Below are 25,117 nucleotides of genomic sequence, written 5' to 3' on the forward strand. Positions count from 1 at the left end.
CTTACCTGACCCATTACCTGACCCAATTCGTATAAAACGAAAAAGGAGTCAGACGATTTCTCATCTAACTCCTTGTTTTATTTGGTGGCCCCTGCTGGGCTTGAACCAGCGACCAAGCGATTATGAGTCGCCTGCTCTAACCACTGAGCTAAGGGGCCGTGGCGGTGGATTATAAAGTAACTCTGCGTTGCAATCCAGCCATAAGCGTACGGATGCTGTTTTTATAAACAATGTGTTTTCAGTCCGTTATACTGGTTGCCTGATGTATTGTGCGGAGTGATTATGGTTAAGGACATACTGGCGCCGGGGCTGCGGGTGGTTTTTTGCGGCATCAATCCGGGGCTCTCTTCGGCGGGTACAGGTTTTCCCTTTGCGCATCCTGCTAACCGCTTTTGGAAGGTCATCCATCAGGCGGGATTTACCGATCGCCTGCTAAAGCCAGAAGAGGCACAACACCTGCTGGATTTTCGCTGTGGCGTCACCAAATTTGTCGACAGGCCGACGGTGCAGGCCAATGAAGTGAAGCTCGAGGAGATGCGTAGCGGTGGTCGTCAGCTCGTTGAGAAGATTGAAGACTATCAGCCAGCGGCGCTCGCTATTTTGGGAAAACAGGCATTTGAGCAAGGCTTTAGCCAGCGTGGTGCACAGTGGGGGAAACAGACGCTGACGATTGGCGCGACGCAGATCTGGGTGTTGCCGAACCCGAGTGGGTTAAGCCGGATTACGCTGGATAAGTTAGTGGCGGCGTATCGGGAATTAGATGACGCGCTGGTCATGCGTGGGATGTGAAAAAAAACGCCACCTTGCGGTGGCGTTGATGTTTATACGGCGAGATTAATCGTCGAGGAAGCTACGCAGCACCTCAGAACGGCTCGGGTGACGCAGTTTACGCAGCGCCTTCGCTTCGATCTGACGGATACGTTCGCGGGTAACGTCGAACTGTTTCCCGACTTCTTCCAGCGTGTGGTCGGTGTTCATATCGATACCGAAACGCATACGCAGAACTTTCGCTTCACGCGCTGTCAGGCCAGCCAGAACGTCGTGCGTTGCGGCACGCAGGCTCTCGGTGGTGGCAGAGTCCAGCGGCAGCTCGAGGGTGGTATCCTCGATGAAATCACCCAGATGCGAATCTTCATCGTCGCCGATCGGCGTTTCCATGGAGATAGGCTCTTTGGCAATCTTCAGCACTTTACGGATCTTGTCTTCCGGCATCAGCATGCGTTCAGCCAGCTCTTCCGGCGTTGGCTCGCGGCCCATCTCTTGCAGCATTTGGCGGGAGATACGGTTGAGCTTGTTGATGGTCTCAATCATATGCACCGGAATACGAATGGTACGCGCCTGATCTGCGATAGAGCGGGTGATCGCCTGACGGATCCACCAGGTTGCATAGGTGGAGAACTTATAACCACGACGGTATTCAAACTTATCTACCGCTTTCATCAGACCGATGTTGCCTTCCTGAATCAGATCGAGGAATTGCAGACCGCGGTTGGTGTATTTCTTAGCGATAGAGATAACCAGACGCAAGTTCGCTTCAACCATCTCTTTTTTCGCACGGCGGGCTTTCGCTTCACCGATGGACATACGACGGTTGATGTCTTTAACCTGCTCGATGGTCAGGCCGGTTTCTTCTTCAATTTGACGCAGTTTCTGCAGGCCGCGGTGGACATCATCTGCCACGTCGTGCAGTTTTTCAGACCACGGTTTGTTCATCGCGATAGCCGCGTTGAACCAGGTTTCGCTGGTTTCGTTGCCGGTGAACAGGGTGATGAAGTTTTTCTTCGGCATTTTGCACTGCTCAACGCAGAGCTTCATGATCAGACGTTCCTGAGTACGCACGCGGTCCATCATGACGCGCATGCTGTTTACCAGGTAGTCGAACTGCTTCGGCACCAGGCGGAACTGTTTGAACACTTCAGACAGCTTCTGAATTTCTTCCTGCGCGGCAGCATGGCTGCGGCCTTTCGCTTTGATAGTGTCGCGGGTGATTTCGTACTGAGTACGCAGTTCACCGAATTTCTCGCGCGCTAATTCAGGGTCGATGCTGTTGTCGTCATCGCTGCTGTCGTCGTCATCTTCTTCATCTTCGTCTTCATCTTCATCCATCTCTTCCTGAGAGAGTTCAGACCCGACGTGCGTCGCCGTTGGTGCCATGTCTTCTTCCGCGTTCGGATCGACAAAGCCGGTGATCAGGTCGGAAAGACGCGCTTCTTCAGCTTCTACGCGATCGTACTGCTCGAGCAGATAGGTGATGGCTTCCGGGTATTCTGCAACGGAGCATTGAACCTGGTTAATCCCGTCTTCGATACGTTTAGCGATGTCAATTTCGCCTTCACGGGTTAACAGTTCAACGGTACCCATTTCACGCATGTACATGCGCACCGGGTCAGTTGTACGACCGATTTCGGACTCAACGCTGGACAGAACCTGGGCAGCCGCTTCTTCCGCGTCTTCATCGGTGCTGTTGGAGGTTTCAGCAAGCAGCAGATCATCTGCATCCGGTGCTTCTTCCATCACCTGAATACCCATGTCATTGATCATTTGGATGATGTCTTCGATTTGATCTGAATCGACGATATCTTCCGGCAGATGGTCATTGACCTCGGCATAGGTCAGATAGCCTTGCTCCTTACCACGTTGGACAAGTAGCTTCAGCTGTGACTGCGGGTTTTGCTCCATAAGACGGTATCCACACTTAATTCGTTTGATTGGTGTTGGGCGGTAAAACCGCCAACGGCAAAACGAGGGCATACTTATATTTTGCCGCTGCCTCTCCGTGCGGCTGTCGGGGGCTTCCCGATCGATATTCGGCAGTTAAGCCGTTAAATACTTCATCTTTCACGTTGTCTCTGCGTTAGCTGCGTTCTCTCTTCCTGGTCATGTACTTATGTACACTCCCAGGCGTTCGTTCACTTGCTGCCTTGATACAACGCGAATGATTTTGTCTTTGTTTTGTCTTTCTCTTATTTCTTGGCCAGTTCCTGGTTCAGCGTCCAGAGTTCCCGGCGTTCTTCGTTGCTTAAACCATGTGTGCGCTCACGAGCTATCAACTCTTCCTGGCGCAGTTCAAGCATCGAATCAAACATATGGTTGAGTGAGTCGGTGAAGGTTTTTTCCGCGATATCTTTATCTGCTATATCGTCCCACATCGACAGTTTTTCAAGGGTGGCCGCATCATTTGTGCCACGATAGTGTTCTAACAGTTGTCCGGTGGTCAGACCTGGCTGGGCCAGACAAGTGTTGACCAGTTCTCTGAATAAGCCAAGGCCGGGCAACTTATTTTGATCCAGAGCGCCTAACGGCGGCACCAGCGGGGCTAAACCTGGGTTCTGTACCAGTAACCCTATAAGTATACGCATGGTCGTACGTTTTAGCTGTGGAACAGGGCGGGAAGCTCCATTTTCTGCCAGTTTTGGCATTAAACGTTCAAGCTGGCTGTCATCCAGAATGCCGAGCTTGTTTCCCAACTCCTGCCGCAGATAAATGCGCAACGTTTCGCCCGGGACCTGCGTGATCAGCGGCAAGGCCAGCGTACTGAGCTGTGCTCGTCCGTCCGGGGTACTCAAATCTACCTGTGGTAACAGGCTGTTAAACAGAAACGCGGAGAGCGGTAAGGCCTGCTCCATCCGGGCTTCAAAGGTTTCTTTCCCTTCTTTACGCACCAGCGTATCGGGATCTTCACCGTCAGGTAAAAACATAAAGCGCAGCTGGCGTCCGTCCGTCATATACGGCAGTGCAGTTTCCAGCGCGCGCCATGCGGCATCGCGTCCGGCCCGGTCACCGTCGTAACAACAAATCACTTGGTTCGTCGCACGGAACAACAGCTGGATGTGATCGGCAGTGGTTGACGTCCCGAGGGAGGCCACGGCGTAGTTAATGCCGTATTGGGCCAACGCCACCACATCCATATAGCCTTCAACCACTAACAGGCGCTGCGGATCGGCGTTATCCTGCTGGGCTTCATAAAGGCCATACAGCTGGCGACCTTTATGGAAAATATCGGTTTCCGGGGAGTTCAGGTACTTCGGCAGGGCATCGCCCAGCACGCGTCCACCAAAACCAATGACCCGACCGCGTTTGTCGCGGATAGGGAACATCACTCGCTCACGGAAGCGATCGTAACTGCGTCCCTGATCGTTGGTCACCAACATACCCGCGTCAATCAATGCCTGGCGATTCTCAGGATTGCCGCCAAACCGTTTCAGGACGTTGTCCCAACCGGGGGGGGCAAAACCAATAGCAAAACGATCGATCACGTCGCTACTGAGTCCTCGCTTTTCCAGGTACTGGCGCGCAGGGGTAGCGGCGGGTTGTATCAGAGACTGTTGATAAAAAGTGTTCAGGCCGTCCATCAATTGATAGAGGCTTTGCCGTTGATGGCGCTCTATCTGACTGGGGCCGTTGCCTGCTTCATAAGGCACTTCAAGGTTGTGCATTGCGGCCAGTTCTTCGACGGTTTCCACAAACTCGAGCTTGTCGTAGTTCATGAGAAAGTCGACGGCGTTGCCGTGCGCGCCACACCCAAAGCAGTGATAAAACTGTTTTTCACCGTTTACGGTGAAAGAGGGGGTTTTCTCGTTATGGAACGGACAACACGCATGATAATTTTTGCCCTGCTTTTTCAGCTTAACTCGTGCATCGATGAGATCGACGATGTCGGTTCTTGCCAGCAGGTCATTAATGAATACACGTGGGATTCGTCCAGCCATATGCCCCGTTATTACACTTCATCCTTCAAACTGTCTCTGCGTTGGCTGCGCTCGCTCACCCCTGTCACTTACTTAAGTAAGCTCCGGGGATTCACTCACTTGCCGTCTTGATACAGTGTGAATGATTTTGTGTAGTTACTGATGTATAAACGAAAATAAGCCGCGCATTCCTTCCGGAAGCACGGCCTTACAACTACAACTCAGTCTGAATTGAGAGCCTTAACTCCCAATAGATTAGTACAGACGAGTGCGGCGTGCGTTTTCGCGAGCCAGTTTCTTCGCGTGACGTTTCACAGCAGAAGCTTTAGCGCGCTTACGTTCGGTAGTCGGTTTTTCATAGAACTCACGACGACGAACTTCCGCCAGAACACCTGCTTTCTCGCAGGAACGCTTGAAGCGACGCAGTGCTACGTCGAACGGCTCGTTTTCACGTACTTTAATTACCGGCATGTAACTCTCACCTTTATAAATTCGGTTTGCCGCTGGCATCTACGCCAGCTTATTTCAAAATGGTGCGGAATTTTACTGCAATTGCTGCTGCTTTGTAAAGCACCGACGCGATTTTGAAAGGGACTTTTATAAGGGTGAGGAGTATACACGAGGGTTCTTCCTTGGGCGAACAAAGTTTTACATCAACCCGCATTCGACCTACACTGCGCGGTATTAGAGCGAGGTAAAACAAGTCATGCGTGTACTGGGAATTGAAACATCCTGCGATGAAACCGGCATCGCCATTTACGACGATGAAAAAGGTCTTTTAGCCAACCAATTGTATAGTCAGGTGAAATTGCACGCTGACTACGGTGGAGTAGTGCCTGAATTGGCTTCGCGCGATCACGTGCGTAAAACCGTACCGTTGATTCAGGCGGCGCTGATTGAAGCAGGGTTAACGGCAAAAGATATTGATGCGGTGGCCTATACCGCAGGACCGGGTCTGGTCGGTGCGCTGCTGGTGGGGGCGACCGTAGGGCGTTCTCTGGCGTTCGCCTGGAATGTTCCGGCCATTCCTGTACACCATATGGAAGGCCATTTGCTGGCACCGATGCTGGAAGATAATCCGCCGGAATATCCTTTTGTAGCGCTGCTGGTTTCTGGCGGACACACGCAGCTGATTAGCGTCACCGGTATTGGACAGTATGAGTTGCTGGGCGAATCGATTGACGATGCGGCCGGTGAAGCGTTCGATAAAACGGCCAAACTGCTGGGGCTGGATTATCCAGGTGGCCCGATGCTGTCTAAGCTGGCGTCTCAGGGCGTGGAAAAGCGTTTTGTCTTCCCGCGCCCGATGACCGATCGTCCGGGGCTGGATTTCAGCTTCTCAGGCTTGAAAACGTTTGCCGCAAATACCATTCGTAATAACGAAAACGACGATCAGACCCGTGCGGATATCGCCCGTGCATTTGAAGATGCGGTGGTCGATACGCTGATGATCAAGTGCAAACGCGCGCTGGATCAAACCGGTTTTAAGCGTCTGGTGATGGCGGGGGGCGTGAGCGCTAACCGTACCCTGCGGGCCGCGCTTGCGGAAATGATGCAAAAACGCCGTGGCGAAGTGTTCTATGCGCGCCCGGAATTTTGTACCGATAACGGGGCGATGATCGCCTATGCGGGTATGGTGCGTTTTAAATCCGGAGCAACGGCAGACCTTGGTGTCACCGTGCGTCCACGCTGGCCGTTGGCGGAGTTACCGGCGGCGTAAGCGCACCGGGAGCTGACTGGTGAGATGCGTAGGGAAAGGGGGCGACTCTACGCCGCCCCGGCGGGATTTACAGTAAAACCAGAGGCATCCACAGCAGGCCGGTTATCACCAGCAGGACGAGGAATATCAGGCCGAAGATGGCGCCCAGTCGCCAGTAATCGGCTGTCGGCAAGTAGCCGCTGCCGTAGTAGATCGGGCTTGGTCCGGTAGCGTACGGGGTCAAAATGCTGCCCAGACCAATGGCGGCACCGACCATCAGGCAGAATACCGGCAGCGGGATGTCCGGCATCGCCAACGCGGCTGCAATCATCATTGGCGCGAGGGCAGAGGTATAGGCCGTGGCGCTGGCAAAGAAATAACGCAACAGATAGAACACCACGATCAACGCCACCATTACCATTATCGGCGAGTAGCCGCTGAGTCCGTTTGCCAGCAGTTTGCCGAACCAGGAGATAAAGCCAGTATTGTTCAGCCCGGTGGCAAGGGTAATCAGCGAAGCCAGCCAGAAAAAGACGTTCCATGCCGCTTTATTACTGACAATGTCATCCCAGCAAATGATGCGCAGTACCAGCATCAACGCCACCACGCTGTAGCCGACCATTGCGGCATCAATATAGTCACCGCCAAAGATCCACAGCACCAGCGCTCCCACCATCAATACCAGCATCTTTTTCTCACGCGCGCACAGTGGCCCCATCGCCTTCAGCTCGGTTTCCGCCCAGCGCGGGACCTGATCGCCAGATTTCTGCACCGGTGGGTACAGCACGTAGGCCAGCCAGGGCACGATCAACACCAGTAAAATGCTCAGCGGCAGCATGCCTAAGAACCAGTCACCCCAGCTTAACGCTGTATGGGAAGCGCCTTTCATCAGGCCAATTAGCAGCAGATTTGGTGCCATCGCCGTTAAAAAAATAGCGCTGGTGACGCAGTCGGCGACGATCCCCATCCACATAATGTAAGAGCCAATGGAGCGGGCGCTGGGATCGTTGGGTTGAGAGTGGTACAGCGGCGGCAGGTTACGAATGATTGGGTAGATAATGCCTGCGCCGCGTGCGGAATTAGACGGTGTCACGGGGGCAAGGATCAGTTCGGAGAACATCACCGCATAGCCGAGAAACAGCGTGCGATGCCCCATCTTCTTTACCAGCATCAGCGCGATACGCCGACCCAGACCCGTTTTCTCGTAACCGGTACCGAACATAAAGGCGGCGAAAATCAGCCAGATAACCGAGTTAGAAAACCCCGACACAGCCCATGATAACGATTTGGCGGTAAATTTAAATCCGTCCTGGGCGAGTTGCTCAGGGCTGAACAACAGCCACGGCGACAGCACGGCAATGATAGAAATACCAATCATCGCCACTACCGCACCGGGAACAGGTTCCAGGATAAGTCCGACGATGACCCCGGTAAAGACGGCAAAATAGAGCCAGGTGTGGCTTTCAAGACCGCCAGGAACGGGCAAAACAGCAATAATGGCGATGACCACCAGCGGAGCCAGGTATCGCCACCAACCAGCTAAAGGTGCCATTGTTGTATCCCTGCGAAAGGGGGAGAGGTATGCGCCTCTCCGGGAGGGTTATTTGATGTAGTGCACGTGCTCGCAGATTTCTTCGACGATCGGGTCGCGACGTTCAGCGAACAGCTTTTTGTTTTCGGCGATCAGGTTGTTGCCATGGGTATCGATGGAAACAATCAGCGGGCCGAACTCTTTAACCCGGCACACCCACAGGGATTCCGGCATGCCCAATTCCGTCCAGTGCACTTCTTCAATTTCTTCAACCTGCGTGGCGGCAACAACCGCGCAGCCAGCAGGGAAGATCACGTGCAGTGCTTTGAATTGCTTACACCCTTCTTCGGTCAACGGTCCCATGCCGCCTTTGCCGACCACCAGTTTGACGCCGGTTTGCTCGATGAACTCTTTCTCAAAGGCTTCCATACGCATGCTGGTGGTTGGGCCGACGGAGACCATCTCCCATTTTTCCCCGTTCTTACGCACGATCGGGTCCGCGTGAAAAATGGCTTTACCGTTTAGATCGTACGGGATCGGGCGCTTGAGTTCGATCAAACGGCGGTGACACACGTCGCGACAGGTCACCAGCGTACCGGTCAGGTAAATGACATCGCCGACGCGAATGTCTGCCAGATCTTCGGCTTTGATCGGGGTTGTCAGGATCTTTTTCATAACGCGCTCCGGGTGTGAGACAAATTTTCGAAGGAGAGATCGGCATGAACCCGCAGCGTGCCGCGACGGTGCGCCCAGCAGCCGGTAGAAACGGCCACGCCGATAGTCGACGGGTGGCGTGCGGCAGATTCGATATGTACGCCCATCACGGAGCTGTTACCCGTTAGCCCCTGTGGGCCAATACCCAGACGGTTAAGTCCTTCCTCGAGACGCAGTTCCAGCTCGGCAGCTTTGGGATTGGGATGGCGTGAGCCAATCGGGCGCAGTACGGCTTTGCGTGACAGCACGGCGGCGGTTTCAACGGAGGTCGCAATACCTACGCCGACCAGCACCGGTGGGCAGGCGTTTACTGCTAGCGTGGAGATATTCTCAAAAACAAACTTCACGACACCTTCGTAGCCTTCGGAAGGCATTAACACTTTGGAACGCCCCGGCAGCGTACAGCCACCGCCCGCCATATAGACTTCAATTTCTGCGTCATCAGCGTCGGGGATGATGTCCCAGGTGACCCATGGCACGCCGGTACCGGTATTTTTACCGGTGTTTACCTCGTCAAAAATCTCTACCGCATTGTGGCGTAGCGGCGCTTTCACGGTGGCGTCTTCAACGGCCTGCTTAAGGATGCTTTGCAGTTCGCCCAGCAGTGGAAAACGGGAACCGACCTTCACAAAGAACATGATTTCACCGGTGTCCTGACACGCCGGGCGATTCAGGTCGATCGCCTTCTGCATGTTGTCAAACATGGTGTGGTAGATAATTTTACCCATCGGCGAGGTTTCGCCTTCGCGTAGCTGTTTTAATTTATCTACGACATCGTCGGGCATACGGGTAGAAATCATGGCGGTAAAATCAGCGACAATGTTAGTCAGCGTATTTATCGCATGTTGGTTATTTTGATGGCTCATCATGTCAACTCCAGTTCTTTTATTTATCTGGAAATAAATTCTCCCGGACAAACTACCACTAAAAATGTGGTTTTATATTTTTTAGCGCTGTGAATAACCAATTAACAGTTCGTGAATGATGCCCGCTTAAGATAATAAAAATTGCGCAAAGGCAGGGTTTATTATGTCCAGGGGAATTACACTGCGATTCACACCCTCACGGATATCCTGAACATGCTGAACACCTATCCCCTGGCGAAAGACCTGCAGGTGCTGGTTGAAATTGTGCATAGCGGCAGCTTTAGCGCGGCGGCAGCGACCCTTGGGCAGACGCCAGCGTTTGTGACAAAACGCATTCAGATTCTGGAGGCTACGCTAGGGGCCACGCTGCTTAACCGCTCCGCACGCGGCGTGGCGTTAACGGAAAGCGGTCAGCGGTGCTATGAACATGCGCAGGAGATACTCGCCCGCTATCAGCATCTGGTGGATGACGTCACGCAAATCAAAACGCGTCCGGAAGGGATGATCCGTATTGGTTGTAGCTTTGGGTTTGGGCGCAGTTATATCGCTCCAGCGATTACCGAATTGATGCATAGCTATCCTGAATTACAGGTGCATTTTGAACTGTACGATCGGCAAATTGATTTAGCGCAGGATAATATCGATCTGGATATTCGTATTAATGATGAAATTCCCGATTATTATATTGCACATTTGTTAACGAAAAATAAAAGAATATTGTGTGCTGCACCGACATATTTACGAGAATACGGGGATCCAAAGACGTTACAGGAATTAAGCCGCCATGATTGCCTGGTTACCAAAGAGCGCGATATGACGCACGGGGTTTGGGAACTTGATAATGGGCATGAGAAAAAATCGGTCAAGGTGGCGGGGCATCTTTCTTCTAACAGCGGCGAGATTGTGTTGCAGTGGGCGTTACAGGGAAAAGGGATCATGCTGCGTTCTGAGTGGGACGTACAGCCGTTTCTGCTCAGCGGTGAACTGGTTCGCGTGCTGCCAGAATATGCGCAGAGCGCCAATATCTGGGCAGTGTATCAGGAGCCATTGTATCGCAGCGTAAAGCTACGGGTGTGCGTAGAGTTTCTGGCAACGTGGTGCCAGCAGCGGTTGGGTAAGCCGGTTGACGGGTATCAGATCCTGTAAGCCGGATAAGACACCGTCGCATCATCATCCGGCAGCACCGTCACTCGGGATCTTTTTCGCGCTTTTTCTTCAGCTTGGTCCAGATCTTCGGCTCCTGTCGACGCCACAGACGTTGGATGTTGTCATGATGGCGCAGCAGAATTAAGCACGACAGCATGGATACCGGGAAGGTGAACTGGGGTTTGAACCACCAGACATAGAATGGGGCTATCAGGGCGCTGACGATGGCCCCTAATGAGGAATAACCGCTCAGCAAGATGGTCAGCAACCAGGTGCCCGCCATGACGCCGGTTAAATCCCAGCCAATCGGCGCAATGGCGCCAAAGGCGGTGGCGACGCCTTTCCCACCTTTAAAACCGAAGAACACCGGCCAGATGTGTCCTAGGCAGGCGGCGATAGCAATCAAGCCCAACCAGAAAGGACTAACGCCTAGCGCGTATGCACCCCACACGGGTAACATACCCTTCAGGACGTCAAAAATCAGCACGGCGACGGCGGCTCCTTTGCCACCAATTCGCAATACGTTTGTCGCGCCCGGATTTCCAGAACCGCTATCACGTGGGTCCGGCAATCCAGCGAGGCGGCATACCAGAATAGCACTGGAAATTGAGCCGCAGAGGTACGCGAAGATAATCATTCCAGGCGCGATTGCACTCATAAGCTGTTCCGTTTTGAAAATGTCGTGTAAAACACTACTTCCGTGGATAATACGCATATTTCACCGGAAGTGGTATCCGGGTTAGCCAAAAAGCAGGCAGGTCGTGATGGATATTGTATTTATAGAGCAACTTTCGGTAATCACCACTATTGGTGTTTATGGCTGGGAACAGACTATCGAACAAAAACTGGTGTTCGATATCGAAATGGCATGGGATAACCGCAAATCAGCGAAAAGCGACGATGTTGCCGATTGCCTGAGCTATGCTGATATCGCACAAACGGTGGTCAGCCATGTGGAAGGCGGACGTTTTGCGCTGGTTGAACGCGTGGCTGAAGAGGTGGCAGACCTCCTGCTTAGCCGTTTTAATTCCCCATGGGTACGCATCAAGCTCAGCAAGCCGGGGGCGGTGGCGAGAGCGGCAAACGTCGGCGTTATCATTGAGCGTGGCAATAATCTGAAAGAAAGTAATTAAATTAATAATATCTAAACCTAACAGGTATAAAAGAGTCCTAACGTTGGCTCTTTTTTGCCGTGGTTTTCTATCTAGGGGTTAATTGATGAGTGATATGCACTCGCTGCTGGTGGCGGCAATTTTGGGTGTGGTCGAGGGATTGACGGAGTTTTTGCCTGTATCCAGCACCGGCCATATGATTATTGTTGGCCATCTGCTGGGGTTTGAAGGCGCTACCGCAAAGACATTTGAAGTGGTTATTCAACTGGGTTCCATTTTGGCTGTTGTGGTGATGTTCTGGCGCCGCTTGTTTGGCCTGATTGGCATTCACTTTGGTAAAGCCCCGCACGAAGGAACCGGCAAGGGACGACTAACGCTGGGGCATATCCTGTTAGGGATGATCCCGGCCGTGGTACTGGGACTGATTTTCCACGATACCATCAAATCATTGTTTAACCCGATCAACGTGATGTATGCGCTGGTGGTGGGGGGCGTGCTGCTGATAGCCGCAGAATGCCTGAAGCCGAAAGAGCCGCGCGCGCCGGGTCTGGATGATATGACTTATCGCCAGGCGTTTATGATTGGCTGCTTCCAGTGCCTGGCGCTGTGGCCGGGATTTTCCCGTTCCGGAGCGACCATTTCAGGCGGTATGCTGATGGGCGTGAGCCGCTATGCCGCATCGGAATTCTCATTCCTGCTGGCGGTACCAATGATGATGGGTGCCACGGCGTTAGATCTCTACAAAAGCTGGTCGTTCCTGAGCGCGTCAGACATTCCAATGTTTGCTGTGGGCTTCGTGACGGCATTTGTCGTGGCGCTGGTGGCGATCAAAACCTTCCTGCAGCTGATTAAACGTATCTCGTTTATTCCATTTGCGATTTATCGTTTTGTAGTCGCCGCCGCTGTTTACGTGGTGTTCTTCTAACTTTTGTGTGCCCGGTGGCGCTTATGCTTACCGGGCCTACGGAACGAGATGTTGACCCCGTAGGCCGGATAAGCGCAGCGCATCCGGCAACATACTGCCTACACTTTTGGGCAACCCTGTTCCTTCCAACTGGCCACCGCCGCAATGCGACGTCGTGTCAGCTCCTCGCGAATGTCCGGCCCTTTGAATCCTGCTTCAACGACCTCTTTCGTCGGCACAGTCTGTGCGACTTGCCAGGCCTCCCGCAGCAGCCTACCTTGCGGGTAATCTGCTGCTTCAAAACCGGTGCGACCCCGGACGTCGGCCTCACTGGTCAGGGCAATTTGTTCCACACGCTGCGGTTTACGCCAGGCATCGATGGAATCAAACAACTTCACGATAGTTTTCGGCTGCAGGATCGGGAACGTATGAATGAGATCGTGGAATTCCGCCACCAGTTTGGCTAAATCGCGGATGTCATTGGGCACCCGCAGACGCTGACATAACTGCTCTACCAATTTGACACCCGCCGGGCCGTGACCATGATGACGTGGCCATAGCGCTTTTGGCGTCAGAGCCTTGCCAAGATCGTGGCACAGCGTGGCAAAACGTATATCTACGTTTGGGCTCAACATGGCCGCCATCGACAGCGTCATCAGCGTGTGAATACCGGTGTCGATTTCCGGATGCCATTGAGCCGGCGCCGGGACGCCAAACAGAGCGTCTATTTCCGGGAACAGAACGCGCAGTGCGCCGCAGTTGCGCAGGACCTGGAAAAAGACCTGTGGATTACGGGTAGTTAACGCATTTTCCGTTTCTTTCCAGACTCGTTCCGGCGTCAAATGTGCCAGTTCTCCGGCAGCGGTCATCTCGCGCATTAAGGCCAGGGTTTCATCGGCGATACGGAAGCTGAGGTGTGCATAACGCGCGGCAAAGCGCGCCACGCGCAGTACGCGCAGCGGATCTTCGCTAAAAGCAGGGGAAACATGGCGCAGTAGACGATTTTCCAGATCGCGACGCCCGTTATACGGGTCGATAATCTCGCCGTCATCATCGCGGGCCAGCGCGTTGATCGTCAGGTCGCGGCGCTGGAGATCGGCTTCCAGCGTTACGTCTGCTGCGGCATAGCAGGTAAATCCGGTGTAGCCTGAACCTGATTTTCGTTCGGTTCGCGCCAACGCATATTCTTCGCGTGTTTGCGGATGGAGAAAAACAGGAAAATCGCGGCCTACCTGCTGGTAGCCCGCGTCGAGCATCTCTTGCGGCGTGGCGCCGACGACAACCCAATCTTTATCTTTAACCGGTAGCCCTAATAACGCATCCCGAACAGCTCCACCGACCAGATAAATCTTCACGCCACTTTCCTTTTGAAAAAAATTATCCCTTAATCATATGTCAGTGTGGCGGAGAAGGCGATTCAGTTCATCCAGCGATCTTTGCGTTTACGGGTTGGGATCATGTGTGGCAGAACCAGACCGAGCAACAGACCCAGTCCCAGTACGCCGCCGCCATACATAAACCACTGCATGATGATGGTGCGCTGCTTGTCATCAAGCTGCAAATTCGCGGCACTGACCTTTTTCTGCGCCACAATCAGCTCGTTTTTTAGCTTCTGGTTTTCTTCTTTCAACCCATTGATCACACTGTCGCTTTGCGCCACTTTTTGCTGCATATCGGCGGTACGCTGGTTCCAGGTGGTATCAATATTATTGAGCTTATCGGTCAGTGTTTTTACCTGGTTTTCCAGGTCCGGAACGCGGGTACGCAGGCTTGGCGTGCTGTTCAGCTCTTTCAGCGGGATCCAGGCTGTACGTCCGGTACTGTCTTTTACCTGGGCGTAGTTGGTGCTGGCATCGGTCTGTAACAGAATGACTTCCTCGCCGGCGTTAACCGTACCCACGAGGCGATAATTATCTCCCGGACCGCTGCGGACCCAGGTGTTCAGTTCATCAGAGACATAGCGCTTTTCCTCTGCATGGGTGACGGCAGTGGCGCTAAGTGCGAGTAAAGTTAATCCAATCAGGCGTAATTTTGGCATCAGGCTGTCGTTATTGTCATAGAAAGTGGAACGATAGTAGTGGCATCAGTGTCTCTACGCAAAGCATTCAACATCAATCGGAATCATCTGTGTCCTTTTTGCCACCACTCGAAACTTTTACGCCCGTCAAATTGCTCGTTGCATGGCAATTTGGCGCAAAATACTATCTACTGACAATCAAGAACGCACTTAGTTCGCAGTCTGTTTTCTCAACTGTGACATAACCCATAAGTACAAGATCATGACCCAGGAAATCGAATTAAAATTTATTGTCAATAATGATGCTGTTGATGCATTGCGCGAACGTCTGAATACGCTGGGGGGAGAGCATCATGCGCCCAGCCAGTTGCTGAATATCTACTATGAAACGCCGGATGGGTGGTTGCGTAGCCATGATATGGGGCTGCGTATTCGCGGTGAGAACGGTCGTTATGAAATGACCCTGAAAATTGCCGGACGGGTCACGGGGGGGTTGCATCAGCGACCAGAGTATAATGTTGCGTTGAGCGAGCCAGAACTGGATCTTGCGCTGCTTCCAGCCGAAGTCTGGCCAAATGGCGAACTGCCAGCCGATCTCGCCTCTCAGCTACAACCGCTGTTCAGCACTGATTTTAACCGTGAGAAATGGCTGCTTGAGGTTGACGGTAGCCAGATTGAACTCGCCCTCGATCTGGGTGAAGTGAAGGCCGGAGAGTTCGCTGAACCGCTCTGTGAGCTTGAACTGGAACTGGTCAGCGGCGATCCCCGTGCGGTGTTGAAGTTGGCAAATCAGCTGGTTGCCGAGGAGGGTTTACGCCTGGGTGGCCTGAGTAAGGCGGCACGGGGTTATCATCTGGCGCAGGGGAATGCCCCACGCGAGCTGAAGCCGACGCGTATTCTGAAAGTCCCGGCCAAGGCCAGCATTGAGCAGGGGCTTGAAGCCGCGCTGGAACTAGCATTGTCGCAATGGCAGTACCATGAGGAGTTATGGGTTCGCGGCGTAAAAGGCGCCAAATCGGAAGTGTTGGCGGCGATGGGGCTGGTACGCCACATCCTGATGCTGTTTGGCGGGAATGTTCCACGTAAAGCGAGCGCTCACTTACGTGATTTGCTGACCCAGTCGGAAGCGATTATTGCCGCTGAAACTTCTGCGGTATCTGCGGTTTACAACCCGCAAACGGCAATGGCAAAACTGGCACTCACCGAGTGGTTGGTGACTAAAGGGTGGCAACCGTTCCTCGATGCGAAAGCGCAGGCCAAAATCGCCGACTCCTTCAAGCGTTTCTCTGATACCCATCTTTCACGTCATGCGGCTGAACTGAAAACGGTGTTTGGTCAGCCATTGGGCGATCAATATGCCGACCAAATCCCGCGCCTGACGCGAAACATTGACAGTATTCTGATGCTGGCAGGCTATTACGATGAGAAGGTGGCATCGGAATGGATTGCGACCTGGCAGGGTTTACGTCATGCCATCATGACGCGCCAACATATTGAAATTGAACATTATCGTAATGAAGCGATCTCTGAGGAGCCGTTCTGGCTGCACAGCGGTAAACGATAATCAGGACCGAGATCAGGATGCCTTTATCAGGCCTACGCGATGGGCTTAAATGTCTTGTAGGCCGGATAAGGCGAAACGCCACTATCCGGCATCATTTAAAGGATAACCCGTAAATGCAGCAGCTCTCTTCACCGTTACAACAGTACTGGCCGACCGTTGTTGATCGGCTGCCAGCAGCAATACCTGAAGCGTCACTCAGCCTGCAGGCGAAGTCAGTGCTCACATTCAGTGATTTTGTTCGCGACAGCGTGATTGCCCATCCCGAGTGGCTGGCAGAGCTGGAAAGCGAACCGCCGCTGGCGGATGAATGGCAGCACTATGGCGTCTGGTTGCAGCAAGCATTAGCTGACGTCGGTGATGAAGCGGCGCTGATGCGTGAGCTGCGCCTGTTTCGCCGTCGCATCATGGTGCGAATTGCCTGGGCGCAGACGCTGTCGCTGGTGACGGAAGAGAGCATTTTGCAGCAGTTAAGCCATCTGGCTGAAACGCTGATTATCGCTGCACGAGACTGGCTGTATGACGCCTGCTGTCGTGAGTGGGGAACGCCGTGCAACCCTGACGGTGTCCCGCAGCCGCTGCTGATTTTAGGGATGGGAAAACTGGGCGGCGGCGAGCTTAACTTTTCCTCCGACATCGACCTGATTTTTGCCTGGCCAGAACACGGAACGACGCAGGGCGGACGGCGTGAGCTGGATAACGCGCAGTTCTTTACCCGTATGGGCCAACGGCTGATTAAAGTGTTGGATCAGCCGACTATGGATGGATTTGTCTATCGGGTGGATATGCGTTTACGCCCGTTTGGTGACAGCGGTCCGCTGGTGCTGAGCTTCTCGGCGCTGGAGGATTATTACCAGGAGCAAGGACGTGACTGGGAACGCTACGCGATGGTTAAGGCGCGTATTATGGGGGATGCTGACGGTACTTACGTCGCTGAACTGCGCGCCATGCTGCGGCCTTTTGTTTTTCGTCGTTATATCGATTTCAGCGTGATCCAGTCGCTGCGTAACATGAAAGGGATGATTGCCCGTGAAGTCCGCCGCCGTGGTCTGAAAGACAATATCAAGTTGGGGGCGGGCGGTATTCGTGAAATCGAATTTATCGTTCAGGTCTTCCAACTGATTCGCGGCGGGCGTGAGCCATCGCTACAATCCCGCGCGCTGTTACCTACGCTCAGCGCCATCAACGCGCTGCATCTACTGTCTGATACCGATGCGGAGCATTTACGAAGTGCCTATCTCTTTTTACGTCGTCTGGAAAACCTGCTGCAGAGCATCAACGATGAACAGACCCAGACGCTGCCGGGCGATGAGCTAAATCGCGCGCGTCTGGCATGGGCCATGGGTGCGGATGACTGGTCGCAGTTGACGGCTGTCCTGAACGTTCACATGGGCAACGTGCGTCGGGTGTTCAATGAGTTAATCGGTGATGATGAAACCGAAACCCAGGAAGAGTCTTTGTCGGAACAGTGGCGCGAACTGTGGCAGGATGCTTTGCAGGAAGATGACACCACGCCAGTGCTGGCGCATCTTGCGGAAGACGATCAGCGCCGCGTGCTGACTCTGATCGCCGATTTCCGTAAAGAGCTGGATAAGCGCACCATCGGCCCACGTGGACGCCAGGTGCTGGATCATTTGATGCCGCACTTGCTGAGCGATGTTTGCTCCCGCGCTGATGCCTCGGTGCCGCTGTCGCGTATTACTCCGCTGCTGGTGGGCATTGTCACCCGTACGACCTATCTGGAGCTGTTGAGTGAATTCCCTGGCGCGCTGAAGCACCTGATTTCGCTGTGCGCCGCCTCGCCGATGGTCGCCAGCCAGTTGGCGTGCTATCCGCTGCTGCTGGACGAGTTGCTGGATCCGAACACCCTGTATCAGCCCACCGCAACCGATGCCTACCGTGATGAGCTACGTCAGTATCTGCTGCGTGTGCCGGAGGATGACGAAGAACAGCAACTGGAAGCGTTGCGTCAGTTCAAGCAAACTCAACTGCTGCGTATTGCGGCGGCCGATATCGCCGGGACGCTGCCAGTGATGAAGGTGAGCGACCACTTAACCTGGCTGGCCGAAGCCATTATCGATGCCGTGGTTCAGCAGGCGTGGACGCAAATGGTCGCCCGCTACGGGCAACCAACGCACCTTGGCGATCGCGAGGGCCGCGGTTTCGCCGTTGTCGGTTACGGCAAGCTGGGCGGTTGGGAGCTGGGCTACAGCTCCGATCTTGATTTGATCTTCCTGCACGATTGTCCGATGGACGTGATGACTGACGGCGAGCGTGAAATTGACGGGCGGCAGTTCTATCTGCGTCTGTCACAGCGCATCATGCACCTTTTCAGTACCCGCACGTCTTCCGGCATTTTATATGAGGTGGATGCGCGGCTGCGCCCATCCGGTGCCGCAGGCATGCTGGTGACATCAACCGAGGCTTTCGCCGATTACCAGCGCAACGAAGCCTGGACATGGGAGCATCAGGCGCTGGTGCGTGCTCGGGTGGTGTATGGCGACCCGCAGCTGACCTCTCAGTTTGACGCGGTGCGTCGCGATATCATGACGCTCGCTCGTGACGGAAAAACGTTGCAGACCGACGTGCGTGAAATGCGCGAGAAAATGCGTGCTCATTTGGGTAATAAGCATCGCGATCGCTTTGATATCAAAGCAGATGAAGGCGGGATCACCGACATTGAGTTTATTACTCAATATCTGGTGCTGCGCTATGCCCATGAAAAACCGAAACTGACGCGCTGGTCAGATAACGTGCGCATTCTGGAATTACTGGCACAAAACGACATTATGGAAGAGCAAGAAGCCCTGGCGCTGACCCGCGCCTATACTACGCTGCGTGATGAACTTCATCATCTTGCTTTGCAGGAACTTCCGGGCCATGTGGCGCCGGAGTGCTTCAGCGCTGAGCGCGCGCTGGTGCGTGACAGCTGGCAGAAGTGGCTGGTTGCCGAGTGAAGTGTGCTATGATCGCGCGCAAATTTTAAGACCCTCAGAGAATCTCTCAGGAGACAGGAATGAAAGTAACGCTGCCAGAGTTTGAACGTGCAGGAGTCATGGTTGTCGGTGATGTGATGCTGGATCGCTACTGGTACGGGCCTACTAGCCGTATTTCACCAGAAGCCCCAGTTCCGGTAGTCAAAGTGGATACCATTGAAGAACGTCCCGGCGGCGCGGCAAACGTGGCGATGAACATTGCCTCTCTGGGCGCAAATTCCCGTCTGGTAGGGTTGACTGGTATTGATGATGCGGCACGTGCGCTGAGTAAAACGCTGGCGGACGTGAATGTGAAATGTGACTTCGTTTCGGTGCCGACGCACCCAACGATCACCAAACTGCGCGTACTCTCACGCAACCAGCAGCTGATCCGTCTGGACTTCGAGGAAGGTTTCGAAGGCGTAGATCCACAGCCGCTGCACGATCGTATTAACCAGGCGCTGGGTTCTATCGGTGCTCTGGTACTGTCTGACTACGCCAAAGGCGCGCTGGCCAGCGTGCAGCAGATGATTGCGCTGGCACGAAAGGCTGGCGTACCGGTGCTTATCGATCCGAAAGGCACTGATTTTGAACGCTATCGCGGTGCGACGCTGCTGACACCAAATCTTTCCGAGTTTGAAGCGGTTGCCGGTAAGTGCAAAAGCGAAGAGGAACTGGTTGAACGCGGCATGAAGGTGATTGCGGATTTCGATCTTTCCGCGCTGTTGATCACCCGTTCCGAGCAGGGCATGACGCTGCTGCAGCCGGGCAAAGCACCGCTGCATATGCCGACCCAGGCGCAGGAAGTGTATGACGTGACCGGTGCCGGCGATACGGTTATTGGCGTGCTGGCGGCAACGCTGGCGGCGGATAACTCACTGGAAGAAGCGTGTTATTTTGCTAACGCTGCGGCGGGCGTGGTAGTGGGTAAGCTGGGGACGTCCACCGTTTCGCCTATCGAACTGGAAAACGCCGTGCGCGGTCGTGCGGATACCGGTTTTGGTGTGATGACAGAAGCCGAGCTGAAACAAGCCGTGGCCAGTGCGCGCAAGCGCGGTGAGAAGGTGGTCATGACCAATGGTGTTTTCGACATCCTGCACGCGGGCCACGTCTCTTATCTGGCGAATGCGCGCAAGCTGGGCGATCGTCTGATCGTGGCGGTAAACAGCGACGCATCCACCAAACGTCTGAAAGGTGAAACGCGCCCGGTCAACCCTCTCGAGCAGCGTATGATCGTACTGGGTGCGCTGGAGTCCGTCGACTGGGTGGTCTCTTTTGAAGAAGATACCCCACAGCGACTGATCGCAGGTGTCCTGCCGGATCTGCTGGTAAAAGGTGGTGACTACAAGCCGGAACAAATTGCGGGTAGCGAAGAGGTATGGGCGAACGGCGGTGAAGTGCTGGTGCTGAACTTCGAAGACGGCTGCTCAACGACCAATATCATCAAAAAGATCCAGAAAGACAGCGATAAGTCATAGTCTGGTCGATTGCCGGATAGCGGTATAAACACCTTATCCGGCATTTCTGTCTCTTATGCTTCAGTTTTCTCCACAGGCTGTGGACTGTTTTTCAGCGGCTCAGCCAGGGCGTGAAGCGAACCGCCGGACAAACCAATCTCATTTAACAGCGAATCAATCAGCGGAGCCTGAAGTTCTGCAGGTTCCTTACATCCGAAAAAAGACATCTCCCCCTCTCAGATTTCGTAGGAAAGTGTGAAGCATAGCTCTCAATTTGCGCACATTATGTACAGAACAACTTTCTGTATAGGGAAATACTGAAATCAGAAAAAGCATATGGCCTTAACAGATATTCAATAACTGGAGGGTATGCTCATGAACAGCAATATGTATTCACTGAACAATTTCGATTTCCTGGCCCGGAGTTTTGCCAGGATGCAGGCTGAGGGGCACCCTGTTGATATCCAGGCCGTAACCGGCAACATGGATGAGGAGCACCGCAGTTGGTTTTGCAAACGCTACGCGCTGTATTGCCAGCAGGCAACTGAGGCGAAAAAATTAGAACTGGAACACTAACAGATAAACGGGCCTTGCGGCCCGTTGTCGTTTTTACGCTTGCGGATCGACGGGCGGGATAGCAGGCGCAGGCTTCACTTCAGCCGGTTTCTCGCGCGCTTCCAGCTCGGTCAGGCGTTGCTCAAGCAGCGCGAGCTTTTCGCGGGTGCGCAGCAAAACCTGGGTTTGTACATCAAACTCTTCGCGGCTTACCAGATCCAGGCGCGTCAGCTGTGACTGCAGCGTTTGGCGAATCTTTTTCTCGACGTCTTCCCCAAACTCGCGGATCCCTTTCGGCATCGACTCGTGGACCTGACGAGCAATCTGCTCAATTTTTTTCGGGTCAATCATGGTGGTTTCCCTGAACTGGTACGTGTTGCTGCCTATTGTAGTGCGAACTGGCAGCGGCATAAACCAGAATTGTGTGAAGTGAAGTCAAGCAAAGGCGTTGATGAAGGTAATCAATAGCGTTATAGTTAACTAGCTTATTCTCAGGGCGGGGCGAAATTCCCCACCGGCGGTAAATCAACTGATGTTGAAAGCCCGCGAGCGCTTTTCGTTAACGCGAAAAGGTCAGCAGATCCGGTGTAATTCCGGGGCCGACGGTTAGAGTCCGGATGGGAGAGAGTAACGATCCAGTCGGGCATGGACCCGCTCACGTTATTTTTTGCCGCTTAGACGGTACTCCTAAGACTGCCCTGATTCTGGTAACCATAATTTTAGTGAGGTTTTTTTACCATGAATCAGACGCTACTTTCCTCTTTTGGTACGCCTTTCGAACGTGTTGAACTTGCGCTGTCTGCGCTGCGTGAAGGACGCGGTGTGATGGTGCTTGACGACGAAGATCGTGAAAACGAAGGCGATATGGTTTTCCCGGCAGAAACCATGACCGTTGAACAGATGGCACTTACCATCCGTCACGGTAGCGGTATTGTTTGCCTGTGCATCACTGAAGATCGACGCAAGCAGCTCGATCTGCCAATGATGGTGGAAAATAACACCAGCGCTTACGGCACTGGCTTTACCGTGACCATTGAGGCCGCTGAAGGCGTAACTACCGGTGTTTCTGCCGCTGACCGTGTTACCACGGTTCGCGCGGCAGTTAAAGACGGCGCTAAACCTTCCGATCTGAACCGTCCGGGACACGTTTTCCCGCTGCGTGCTCAGGCTGGCGGCGTGTTGACCCGCGGTGGTCATACTGAAGCAACCATCGATCTGATGACGCTGGCAGGTTTTAAACCGGCTGGTGTACTGTGTGAGCTGACCAATGATGATGGCACCATGGCGCGTGCGCCAGCGTGCATCGAATTTGCAGGCAAGCATAATATGGCTGTGGTCACGATCGAAGATTTAGTCGCTTACCGTCAGGCGCACGAACGTAAAGCCAGCTGATAGCACACGCTTTACCGCGCCAGTTGCGGTGGCAATAAAAAACCGAAGTCAGTTTTCTGGCTTCGGTTTTTTGTTATTACGGCCCGCCTATTTAGCTTTGCCCGGACGAACGGTATCCTTTAACGAGGATATACTGCTTTATATTTTATCGACATATAATATATTCCGCATGCGCTATTTTTGTATTTTTTACCATATAAGAATATGGCTAAATCTTTGTGATAAGTAAATGTGTTTATTGTTTTAGGTGTGTTTGTTATCAACTCCTAGTGTGTTGATTTAATTAAATAAAGTAAGTTTGGAATGTACTTATTATAATTAATGTTATTTATAGATGATTGCAGGTTCTGTATTGTTTTATTTTGAATGCACGTTTTTCAATTGGCTCTATCCGTTGGTTTATATGATCGAAATCATCTATTTGTTTCTGTAATGTGCCACTATAGTGGTAGGTTGAAATAAGGACATGTGAACTTTTAACGTTAAATGTTTAATGATGTTAAATTTTAAGGGTAAAAGAATGTTTATTGCCTGGTATTGGATGGTATTAATTGCACTCGTTGCTATTGGTTATTATTGTCATATGAAGCGTTATTGCCGCGCGTTTCGACAAGACCGAGATGCGTTGCTTGAGGCGCGTAACAAACTCTTCCGCCGTACGAACGAAGAGGCTGGTACGGTCAGGGAGCATGAATAATCCCTGTCGCTTTGCTGTTGTAGAGGCGGATGGCCTGCAGGGCAGGACAGCATCCGCCGTCTGTATTATCCGATGCCCATTGATTGCAGGATGACAAGGCTGAGTCCCATCACCGACATTCCGCAGAGTACACCATAGCTGGGGTTATTATTTGGGTCGATTTCTTTTGCCAGCGGCATCAGTTCATCGACGGACAGTGCGACCATAATTCCGGCAACAGCCGCCATAATTGCCGCCATGACCACCGGTGAAATTAAACTCCCCAAAATTAACCATGCCAGTACGCCGCCGAGTATTTCCGCCATACCGGAGATCCCGGCCCAAAATATCGCGGTACGTTTCGAACCGGTTGCAGCGTACACGGGTCCGGCAACGGCCAAACCTTCAGGAATATTATGCAATGCCACGGCGAGAGCGATACCAAAACCCAGCTCAAGGTTGCTGCTGGCAGTAACAAACGTCGCGACCCCTTCCGGGAAATTGTGCAGACTAATGCCAAGCGTGAGCAAAATGGCGGTGCGTTTAATAGAACCGGGTAAAGGTTGTGTTGTTTTTTGCACGAGATCCTGAGGATGGGCGTGCGGCAGCAAACGATCCAGACCAAAATAGCCCAGTAAGCCTACGATAAACATCCCGTAGCCAAGTACGGGTGACATTCCTTTTGCAGCCAGTGCGGCGGGTAGCATCTCCATCAGGGAGATAAGCAGCATAATGCCCGCGGCAAAACCCAGAGAAAAGGCGAGCACGCGGTTTGAGGGCTTTTGTCCCAGCACGCCAAGAAAGGCGCCAATAAAGGTGGCGGCACCCGCCAGTAAAGTCAGAAGTAAAGGTACTGACATCGACAAATCCAACTCCTTATCCATCAGCTGTCCGGGCCAGACCGTCAAAATAACTGATGATCTTCATCATGGTTATCTGAGTTCTTCATCAACCGAAAAAGCGTATTGTGATGATATCAAAATGACTCCCTCAGTAAGGATATCATCATGTCTTCAACTCGTATGCCAGCATTGTTTTTGGGGCACGGCAGCCCGATGAATGTTCTGGAAGATAACGTTTATACCCGTGCCTGGCAGCAACTGGGGGAAACGTTGCCGCGCCCGAAAGCCATAGTCGTGGTTTCGGCGCACTGGTTTACCCGTGGCACTGGCGTAACTGCCATGGAAGCACCGAAAACGATTCATGATTTTGGTGGTTTTCCGCAGGCTCTGTATGACACACATTATCCGGCGCCGGGCTCGCCAGAACTGGCGCAGCATCTGGTGGATTTGCTGTCTCCCGTCCCAGTCGCCTTAGACAAAGAAGCCTGGGGTTTTGACCACGGGTCGTGGGGCGTGTTGATCAAGATGTACCCGAATGCCGACATCCCGATGGTGCAATTAAGCATTGATAGCACGAAGCCGGCCGCCTGGCATTTTGAAATGGGTCGTAAGCTGGCGGCGCTGCGCGACGAAGGTATTATGCTGGTCGCCAGTGGTAACGTGGTGCATAACCTGCGCACGGCACGCTGGCACGGTGAAAATACGCCATACCCGTGGGCGTCCTCATTCAACGATTATGTGAAGGCCAACCTGACATGGCAGGGACCGGTTGAACAACATCCGCTGGTCAACTATCTGGATCATGAAGGCGGATCGTTGTCGAATCCAACGGCGGATCACTATCTGCCGCTGCTTTACGTATTAGGCGCGTGGGATGGAAAAGAACCCGTGACAATTCCTGTGGACGGCATTGAGATGGGCAGTCTGAGTATGCTGTCGGTGCAGGTTGGATGATTAATGCCCGATGGCGCTGCGCTTATCG

23 protein-coding genes, 1 tRNA gene, 1 pseudogene and 1 riboswitch are annotated in these 25,117 nt (G+C 53.2%); of the genes and pseudogenes, 12 read left to right on the forward strand and 13 right to left on the reverse strand.

Annotated elements, in window-relative coordinates:
• Positions 1-82 precede the first annotated feature (82 nt).
• Positions 83-158, reverse strand: a tRNA-Ile gene (locus FDW95_RS17730).
• Between the two features lie 124 nt (positions 159-282).
• On the opposite strand from FDW95_RS17730, the gene mug reads away from it, so the two are divergent.
• The gene (gene mug / locus FDW95_RS17735; RefSeq protein ID WP_115257458.1) at positions 283-789 is read left to right on the forward strand and encodes a G/U mismatch-specific DNA glycosylase; all 507 of its coding nucleotides are present in this window, start codon (positions 283-285) and stop codon (positions 787-789) included.
• 45 nt (positions 790-834) lie between these two features.
• On the opposite strand, the gene rpoD is transcribed toward mug, so the two are convergent.
• From rpoD to rpsU, 3 genes are all read right to left on the reverse strand, one after another.
• Positions 835-2,679, reverse strand: a complete 1,845-nt coding sequence (gene rpoD / locus FDW95_RS17740; protein ID WP_137363563.1) for an RNA polymerase sigma factor RpoD — start codon at positions 2,677-2,679, stop codon at positions 835-837.
• Between the two features lie 284 nt (positions 2,680-2,963).
• Positions 2,964-4,709, reverse strand: coding sequence for a DNA primase (gene dnaG, locus FDW95_RS17745; RefSeq protein ID WP_115257459.1), 1,746 nt, complete (start codon positions 4,707-4,709; stop codon positions 2,964-2,966).
• 234 nt (positions 4,710-4,943) lie between these two features.
• Entirely contained in the window at positions 4,944-5,159 is a 216-nt protein-coding gene (gene rpsU, locus FDW95_RS17750) for a 30S ribosomal protein S21 (RefSeq protein ID WP_001144069.1), read from the reverse strand.
• A gap of 235 nt (positions 5,160-5,394) precedes the next feature.
• Here rpsU and tsaD point away from each other — a divergent pair, with 235 nt between their 5' ends.
• Positions 5,395-6,408, forward strand: coding sequence for a tRNA (adenosine(37)-N6)-threonylcarbamoyltransferase complex transferase subunit TsaD (gene tsaD, locus FDW95_RS17755; RefSeq protein ID WP_096755618.1), 1,014 nt, complete (start codon positions 5,395-5,397; stop codon positions 6,406-6,408).
• A 67-nt stretch (positions 6,409-6,475) separates the two neighbouring features.
• Here tsaD and FDW95_RS17760 read toward each other — a convergent pair whose 3' ends face one another.
• From FDW95_RS17760 to ttdA, 3 genes are read right to left on the reverse strand one after another with little or no spacing between them, the layout of a single operon-like run.
• Positions 6,476-7,939, reverse strand: coding sequence for an anion permease (locus FDW95_RS17760; RefSeq protein WP_115257460.1), 1,464 nt, complete (start codon positions 7,937-7,939; stop codon positions 6,476-6,478).
• A gap of 48 nt (positions 7,940-7,987) precedes the next feature.
• Positions 7,988-8,593: a L(+)-tartrate dehydratase subunit beta gene (gene ttdB, locus FDW95_RS17765; RefSeq protein WP_137363564.1), complete on the reverse strand. Its 606-nt coding sequence runs from the start codon at positions 8,591-8,593 to the stop codon at positions 7,988-7,990.
• On the reverse strand, positions 8,590-9,501 hold the full coding sequence (ttdA, locus tag FDW95_RS17770; protein WP_096755621.1) for a L(+)-tartrate dehydratase subunit alpha: 912 nt from the start codon (positions 9,499-9,501) through the stop codon (positions 8,590-8,592). Before ttdA ends, ttdB begins: the two co-directional genes overlap by 4 nt.
• Before the next feature lie 210 nt (positions 9,502-9,711).
• Between ttdA and FDW95_RS17775 the strand changes: the two genes are divergently transcribed.
• The gene (locus tag FDW95_RS17775; protein ID WP_115257462.1) at positions 9,712-10,644 is read left to right on the forward strand and encodes a LysR family transcriptional regulator; all 933 of its coding nucleotides are present in this window, start codon (positions 9,712-9,714) and stop codon (positions 10,642-10,644) included.
• Between the two features lie 40 nt (positions 10,645-10,684).
• Here FDW95_RS17775 and plsY read toward each other — a convergent pair whose 3' ends face one another.
• Positions 10,685-11,302 carry a glycerol-3-phosphate 1-O-acyltransferase PlsY gene (gene plsY / locus FDW95_RS17780; protein WP_096759329.1) on the reverse strand — a complete coding sequence of 206 codons (618 nt, stop codon included), beginning with the start codon at positions 11,300-11,302 and terminating at the stop codon, positions 10,685-10,687.
• Positions 11,303-11,408: 106 nt separating this feature from the next.
• Between plsY and folB the strand changes: the two genes are divergently transcribed.
• Both folB and bacA read left to right on the forward strand, forming a co-directional pair.
• Positions 11,409-11,777, forward strand: a complete 369-nt coding sequence (folB, locus tag FDW95_RS17785; RefSeq protein ID WP_137363565.1) for a bifunctional dihydroneopterin aldolase/7,8-dihydroneopterin epimerase — start codon at positions 11,409-11,411, stop codon at positions 11,775-11,777.
• 85 nt (positions 11,778-11,862) lie between these two features.
• Entirely contained in the window at positions 11,863-12,681 is an 819-nt protein-coding gene (gene bacA, locus FDW95_RS17790; protein ID WP_096755624.1) for an undecaprenyl-diphosphate phosphatase, read from the forward strand.
• 98 nt (positions 12,682-12,779) lie between these two features.
• On the opposite strand, the gene FDW95_RS17795 is transcribed toward bacA, so the two are convergent.
• Both FDW95_RS17795 and FDW95_RS17800 read right to left on the reverse strand, forming a co-directional pair.
• Complete coding sequence (locus FDW95_RS17795) at positions 12,780-14,015, reverse strand: multifunctional CCA addition/repair protein (protein WP_137363566.1); 1,236 nt, start codon at positions 14,013-14,015, stop codon at positions 12,780-12,782.
• Positions 14,016-14,077: 62 nt separating this feature from the next.
• The gene (locus FDW95_RS17800) at positions 14,078-14,698 is read right to left on the reverse strand and encodes a TIGR04211 family SH3 domain-containing protein (RefSeq protein ID WP_096755626.1); all 621 of its coding nucleotides are present in this window, start codon (positions 14,696-14,698) and stop codon (positions 14,078-14,080) included.
• Between the two features lie 241 nt (positions 14,699-14,939).
• Between FDW95_RS17800 and FDW95_RS17805 the strand changes: the two genes are divergently transcribed.
• The 3 genes from FDW95_RS17805 (at position 14,940) to hldE (ending at position 20,691) form a co-directional block, all read left to right on the forward strand.
• Complete coding sequence (locus FDW95_RS17805; protein WP_115257464.1) at positions 14,940-16,241, forward strand: inorganic triphosphatase; 1,302 nt, start codon at positions 14,940-14,942, stop codon at positions 16,239-16,241.
• Positions 16,242-16,354: 113 nt separating this feature from the next.
• A complete protein-coding gene (gene glnE / locus FDW95_RS17810; RefSeq protein ID WP_115257465.1) occupies positions 16,355-19,195 on the forward strand; it encodes a bifunctional [glutamate--ammonia ligase]-adenylyl-L-tyrosine phosphorylase/[glutamate--ammonia-ligase] adenylyltransferase in 2,841 nt (946 codons plus the stop codon).
• A gap of 59 nt (positions 19,196-19,254) precedes the next feature.
• Complete coding sequence (gene hldE / locus FDW95_RS17815; protein WP_137363567.1) at positions 19,255-20,691, forward strand: bifunctional D-glycero-beta-D-manno-heptose-7-phosphate kinase/D-glycero-beta-D-manno-heptose 1-phosphate adenylyltransferase HldE; 1,437 nt, start codon at positions 19,255-19,257, stop codon at positions 20,689-20,691.
• A gap of 53 nt (positions 20,692-20,744) precedes the next feature.
• On the opposite strand, the pseudogene FDW95_RS23220 reads toward hldE, so the two are convergent.
• Positions 20,745-20,861 (reverse strand): annotated as a pseudogene (locus tag FDW95_RS23220) (hypothetical protein); the annotation flags it as partial.
• Between the two features lie 178 nt (positions 20,862-21,039).
• Here FDW95_RS23220 and glgS point away from each other — a divergent pair.
• Complete coding sequence (gene glgS / locus FDW95_RS17820) at positions 21,040-21,246, forward strand: cell surface composition regulator GlgS (RefSeq protein WP_096755633.1); 207 nt, start codon at positions 21,040-21,042, stop codon at positions 21,244-21,246.
• 33 nt (positions 21,247-21,279) lie between these two features.
• Here the strand turns inward: glgS and ubiK are convergent, their stop codons facing one another.
• Complete coding sequence (ubiK, locus tag FDW95_RS17825) at positions 21,280-21,576, reverse strand: ubiquinone biosynthesis accessory factor UbiK (RefSeq protein WP_135953046.1); 297 nt, start codon at positions 21,574-21,576, stop codon at positions 21,280-21,282.
• Positions 21,577-21,708: 132 nt separating this feature from the next.
• Positions 21,709-21,858, forward strand: a riboswitch (FMN riboswitch).
• A gap of 105 nt (positions 21,859-21,963) precedes the next feature.
• Here ubiK and ribB point away from each other — a divergent pair.
• Both ribB and FDW95_RS23225 read left to right on the forward strand, forming a co-directional pair.
• Positions 21,964-22,617: a 3,4-dihydroxy-2-butanone-4-phosphate synthase gene (gene ribB, locus FDW95_RS17830; RefSeq protein ID WP_115257467.1), complete on the forward strand. Its 654-nt coding sequence runs from the start codon at positions 21,964-21,966 to the stop codon at positions 22,615-22,617.
• A 520-nt stretch (positions 22,618-23,137) separates the two neighbouring features.
• Complete coding sequence (locus FDW95_RS23225) at positions 23,138-23,314, forward strand: hypothetical protein (RefSeq protein ID WP_115257468.1); 177 nt, start codon at positions 23,138-23,140, stop codon at positions 23,312-23,314.
• A 65-nt stretch (positions 23,315-23,379) separates the two neighbouring features.
• On the opposite strand, the gene zupT is transcribed toward FDW95_RS23225, so the two are convergent.
• Positions 23,380-24,153 (reverse strand): zinc transporter ZupT, encoded by a 774-nt coding sequence (zupT, locus tag FDW95_RS17835; RefSeq protein ID WP_096755639.1) that lies wholly within the window; start codon positions 24,151-24,153, stop codon positions 23,380-23,382.
• Positions 24,154-24,300: 147 nt separating this feature from the next.
• Between zupT and ygiD the strand changes: the two genes are divergently transcribed.
• Positions 24,301-25,089, forward strand: coding sequence for a 4,5-DOPA dioxygenase extradiol (ygiD, locus tag FDW95_RS17840; RefSeq protein WP_096755640.1), 789 nt, complete (start codon positions 24,301-24,303; stop codon positions 25,087-25,089).
• Positions 25,090-25,117: the final 28 nt, after the last annotated feature.

The sequence above is a fragment of the Citrobacter sp. wls718 genome, assembly GCF_005280945.1.
Taxonomy (GTDB): domain Bacteria; phylum Pseudomonadota; class Gammaproteobacteria; order Enterobacterales; family Enterobacteriaceae; genus Citrobacter; species Citrobacter gillenii.